The sequence below is a fragment of the Cryomorphaceae bacterium genome, assembly GCA_007695365.1.
Classification (GTDB): domain Bacteria; phylum Bacteroidota; class Bacteroidia; order Flavobacteriales_D; family SKUL01; genus SKUL01.
This window is the reverse complement of record REDV01000058.1, coordinates 1-5,302: the sequence shown is the minus strand read 5'-3', so window position 1 is coordinate 5,302 and position 5,302 is coordinate 1. Positions and strand designations below refer to the sequence as shown.

The following is a 5,302-nucleotide window of genomic DNA, read 5'->3' as shown; positions in this document are numbered from 1 at the left end:
TCCGGTTCATCGCCCGTGTTCAGTGTGTAGCGAATATCATAAGCTGCCGGAGCACTGAGCTCAACCTGTATTTGACCTGCGTAAAAGCCGGCAGGCTTCGAAATGGAAACGTGACTTTCCGGCGACGAAAAAGGCAGCACCTGTGAATTGTTGTTGGTAGCAGCAGGACTTGGTTGCTGGGTATGCTGAAAGTTTCCGCTTCCGTCGGGAATTCTGGCCAACGACCAATTCATTGGGACACACGTACCCGGAATACTATCGGCAACCTGCCCGTTTTGGTGAAAAAGCCAAAGGCCGTCAACAGCATTCCGAACCTTAAAATTTGTGTGCAGTTCTCCTCCCTGGCGCACATCCCTGCCCGAAAGCCGTATCACCACAAAACTGTCGGGTTGGAGGGTGAGGTTGGGAAACTGCCATCGCGTTAATCCATGCGACCTCTGCGAAAGAGCAAATGCTGAAAGCTGCACAGGACTTTGGGAAGCATTGTAAAGCTCCACCCATGCGCTCGCTTCATTGAACTGATCGGGCCAGTTACCATCCTGCGAGAGCATTACTTCATTCAATCGCAATGCTTGTGCATGTGCAAAGTCGTGGTAAAGAACAACTGAAGCAATCAGGATTGAAACCCCTATCCAACATTTCGCCCGCATCTCAAAAAAGGAAACGAAGTTCAAAAACCAGAAAATCGTAGTTCAGGGGCTCTTCGAAGCGCTGCCCAAAGGCTGATTCAAACCTGCCCCTCGCCCATTGGTGACGGAATGACAAACCAAAGAGCAGGTCGTGTTTTCCGAGCAGAAACCGTCGCCCCAACCCCACCTGGAACATCGGTCCTCCGCGCAAATCGTACTCCTCGAGCACGTCAAAGCCGCTACCACCACTGATAGAATAGCCCGCATTCATCAAAAAGTAGGTGGCTGCTTTTTGCGGACGTGTAAACCCCATAAAGGAGACAAACAGCGGAATAAAGGTCTCGCCCTGCATCAAGGCATTGACACCAACGCCACCTCCGAGATTCACTGTTTCAGATAGCTTTTTGTAGGCGGCAACCTCCAAGCTAAAGCCGGGGTTGTACGAAAAACTCTCGTTGAAAAACTGCCCGCCCAGCAAATAGCCTCCGCTGATGGCTACGCGGACTTCCGGATTAGCGGTGTGGGAGGTGTCGGCAGCATCCGATTGACTAAGAAGCGGCAGGCAAATGAGCGAAAGTAAAAGCTGGCCCAACAGCACTTTGATGTAACTTTTCATGTTCAGAAGTATGGGGCAGCCTGTAAGCAAATTGCGGATGTCAGACCCCCGCCGGAACCTTGGCAGTAGCCATGTTGTGTCCTGCTGCGCGCTCTTTACGCGCTCTTTCCTCTTCCTCCATTCTGGCAAGGTCACGCTGCATTTGCTTTACAGTGAGGGTTGAACCATCCGGACTCCAGCCGGGAGGGCCAAACACGTACATAAACGCTTCTTTCAGGTTCTTTGCCTTTTTAACATCGCTCCAGATGTCAGCGTATTCATGCGTGAGAATCACGAAAGGATTGTATGAATTGGGAGCATGAATCACACCGTACTCTATTTCCTCATCTTCAAGCAGTGGTTGATAAGTTCCAAACATTCTGTCGAAGATGTTGAGAAACCCCCCGTGGTTTTTATCGAGGTACTTGATGTTTTGAGCATGATGCACCTGGTGCTGGGTATGCAGGTTCATAAAATTCTCGAGAAATCCGAGTTTAGGTACAAATTTGGTGTGCAATTGCAATTGCCATAGCGCTTCTATTCCCATGCAAATCAACAGCATCTCTACCGGGAAACCGAGGGCAGGAATCCACATGTAGAAGAAGGGTTTGTACAAAATGGTGAACCACCCGTTGCGAAAACCTGTACCGAGGTTAAATCTGTCGGAGCTGTGGTGCACGATATGCGCTGCCCAGAAAATGCGCACCTCGTGGTTGGCGCGGTGAAACCAGTAGTATGCAAAGTCATCCAGAAACTGGCAGGCAAGCCATATATACCACGCATAGCCGAATGATTGCCATCCCATAATGTTTTGACGAACACCATCTACCTCAGGGTTAAAGAACTCATACACTCCGGTAAATAGCACAATTGCAAAAACCACCTTCATAAGCGGACCGAGGATCACGGCTCCAAATCCCATAGCTGCGCTGGCCAAGGTGTCTTTCCACCAATATACTTTCTTACCAGAGTGCTCACTGTAAACTATTTCGAGCACAATCAATATGATGAAAAGGGGTACCCCGTAAACCAGGGGGTTGGTCATGTTGAGTTCCATGCAGTCAAAAATTATGGGCACAAAGGTAGAATTTTGGCCCGAAAGTTCGAAAAATTGCCCTTCGGTCAGGCTTTGCAACTTTTATAACACAATGATGTAACATATCATGAAACCCTTCCTATACATTTGGCGTAAATTTGCCCACCAAGTATGTCATTCAAACATTATATCCCTGATGCCATTTAACAGGTCTTTTTTTCTAGGCGCCATTGGGGCGTTTTTTATCAGTTCAGTTCATGGTCAATTTATTGATATCACTGAACAGCTGGAAAACCTCAACGTGAACCTGGTAAACCCATCCAATGGATACGGAAGCGGAATCAGCTGGTACGATTTTAACAACGACGGGTGGGATGATCTTAGTTTGGCCGGAGGGTTTGGGCATCCGCGCTTCCTGATAAACAACAATGGTGTACTCGAAGATTCGGGCATTGAGATTTTCAATTTCGGCAATGCGCGTATCAGTGGATTGAACTGGGTAGATTATGACAACGATGGCCATCCTGACATTTTTATCACCAAACAAAACGGGATGCTCGAACTGTGGAAAAACGATGGTAACCTCAACTTTACCAACGTTACCGCAGCGGCTGGCATTGAGCAAGCTGTGTTTATCTACGCCAACGCTGCATGGGGAGATTACAACCACGATGGCTACCTCGATGTATTTGTCACCAAGAACTACTCATTTTTTGACGAGATAGACCTTGATTTCACGAGTATTCTGTACAAAAACAACGGCGACGGCACTTTTACAGACGTTACTGAAGAAGCCGGACTACTGATGGTTCCCCGGCCGGCACTGCAACCCTGTTTTGTGGATCTCAACAACGACGGTTGGGAAGACCTTTTTATTGCCGTGGACCGCTTACCTTACCCCAATGAGCTGTTTATCAACAATCAGGACGGAACCTTTACCCGTGCAACACAAGGATCCGGGGTGGACAACTTTTTGGATGCCATGTCGGCTGCAATTGGCGATTACAACCAGGACGGCTATCTGGACGTGTATGTGAGCAACAACCCGATTTTGCCTGGTAATACACTGTATCGCAACAATGGCAATGAAACCTTTACCAATGTTGCTCCCGATTTCGGAATGCAGGTAATGGTATCCAGTTGGGGTTCTGTATGGCTCGATTACAACAACGACACTTGGGAAGATCTCTATGTGAGTGTGATGCAATTCGGGCTGCCCCCCCATGCCGGCAGTCAGTTCTTTGTGAACAACGGAGGAACATCTTTTACAGAAATGGGTGATTCACTGGGAATCAATCAATTTCCAGTAGAGACCTTTACAGTTGCTAAAGGCGACCTCAACAACGATGGCTACTATGATTACGCCACCAATAACCGCGAACCGTACTTTCCGCGATTGTTTCAAAACGTAGGCGGTACCAACAACTACCTGAGCGTGCAGCTAGAGGGTACCATTGCCAACCGCGACGGAATTGGCACTTGGATGCACTGCTATGTGGGCGACCAACACCTTGTAAGATACGCAACCATGGGAGAGAATCTCAGCGGGCAAAACTCTCGAAAACATATCTTCGGGCTGGGTCAATACCAATCGGTTGACTCACTGATTTTAGAATGGAACAGCGGTACCCGCGAAGTGTACAACAATGTGGATGTTAACCAGCAGCTCTACCTCATTGAGGGTGCCAGCTTTCTGCAGCCATTTGAAATAGAGCCACTGGGGGACTTATTTTTGTGCCCGGGCGACAGTGTGGTACTGGATGCCGGAGAGCACGAGGCATATCTTTGGAGCAACGGACACACGGAACGATACCTAACTGTGAATGAAGCAGGTAGTTTTAGCGTTGAGGGCTTTAACGAATTCGGGCTCTCTATAGAATCTCCCTCGGTAGAAGTTACCGTGGCCCCAACGCCCGGTGTAAATTTCACCGTGACCAATGTGAGCTGCGCAGGCGCAAACGACGGAAGTATTGAAGTATCGGTGTCAACGGGGCCAGTGCAGTCTATTGTGTGGAACACCGGCGACGAAGAGCAGTTCATCACCAATCTGGGACCCGGAATCTGCTCTTTTGAAGGGCTTGATTTTAACGGATGCCCCATTTCGGGTGCAGCTTCCATTACCGAACCCTCTCCTTTGATAGCGCAAGCTACCCCCAGCCCTGCGAGCTGTTTCGGCGCTAATGACGGGAGTATCTCTGTGCAAATTCTTGGAGGCACCCCGCCCTACAGCAGTGATTGGAACGGCGAAAACCCCGATGCAATGCCAGCGGGTTTTTACGAGGGCATTGTGAGCGATGCAAATGGCTGTGAGTTTCCCGTTTCCACAACCATTCAACAACCCGATTCGCTGTGGATAAGCCTCGAGGCTACGGATGCCAGCGCGGTAGGGGGAACCGGTTCAGCGAGCATTGAAATATTTGGTGGTACACCCGACTATTCCATCACGTGGAGCAACGGAGCCACAGATGTAACCAGTATCAGCGATGTGCCCCAAGGCGATTATGAAGTTACGGTTACCGACGCCAACGGGTGCCAGTTTACAGTGAGTTTTGTGATCTCAGGTCCAACCAGTGTTCACGAAAATGAACAAGATGCACTCGTATTGTTTCCCAACCCGGCGAATTACAGTACCCGCTTGAAAGGATGCGTTTCCGGGCAAGTAGACATCATGATTTTTGATATGAGCGGAAGAAGTTTGTTGCACTATGAATCATTCCCTTGCAACCAGGATATTCCGCTCCGAAATATGGATGCCGGCGCTTATTTGGTAAGAGTGATTCAAGGCGAAAAAGTGGAGACCATCAAACTCATTTTATCGTCGGCTTCCAACAACTCACGCCGATAAACGAAATTCATCCGGTTTTTCCGAAGAATGGGTCATTTGAGAGAGATTAACCCATGATGAAGCCCGGTTATTTTCTACCCAGGCCACTTATTAGCTCGCACTTCCTGAGCCGTATTTACCGCTCCTTGCCCGTGGCTACCTTTCCCTAATCGCAATAGGTTTTACTTGAATTCCCGCCATCAATGGGGTAACTTCAA

Annotated in this window: 4 protein-coding genes; 1 reads left to right on the top strand and 3 read right to left on the bottom strand. The window is 48.9% G+C overall.

Annotation, left to right across the window (positions count from 1 at the left end; genetic code table 11):
• The 3 genes from EA392_03580 to EA392_03570 all read right to left on the bottom strand — a co-directional run.
• A partial coding sequence (locus EA392_03580) for a hypothetical protein (GenBank protein ID TVR40578.1) occupies nt 1-650 on the bottom strand: 650 nt, incomplete at its 3' end.
• A 1-nt stretch (nt 651) separates the two neighbouring features.
• Entirely contained in the window at nt 652-1,245 is a 594-nt protein-coding gene (locus tag EA392_03575) for a hypothetical protein (GenBank protein ID TVR40577.1), read from the bottom strand.
• Between the two features lie 40 nt (nt 1,246-1,285).
• Complete coding sequence (locus EA392_03570) at nt 1,286-2,281, bottom strand: sterol desaturase family protein (GenBank protein ID TVR40579.1); 996 nt, start codon at nt 2,279-2,281, stop codon at nt 1,286-1,288.
• Between the two features lie 106 nt (nt 2,282-2,387).
• Between EA392_03570 and EA392_03565 the strand changes: the two genes are divergently transcribed.
• Nucleotides 2,388-5,105, top strand: coding sequence for a T9SS C-terminal target domain-containing protein (locus EA392_03565; protein ID TVR40576.1), 2,718 nt, complete (start codon nt 2,388-2,390; stop codon nt 5,103-5,105).
• Nucleotides 5,106-5,302 lie beyond the last annotated feature (197 nt).

Coding starts and splice junctions, on each gene's coding strand:
- EA392_03575 (TVR40577.1), bottom strand. CDS start 1,245: ATGAAAAGTTACATCAAAGTGCTGTTGGGCCAGCTTTTACTTTCGCTC.
- EA392_03570 (TVR40579.1), bottom strand. CDS start 2,281: ATGGAACTCAACATGACCAACCCCCTGGTTTACGGGGTACCCCTTTTC.
- EA392_03565 (TVR40576.1), top strand. CDS start 2,388: ATGAAACCCTTCCTATACATTTGGCGTAAATTTGCCCACCAAGTATGT.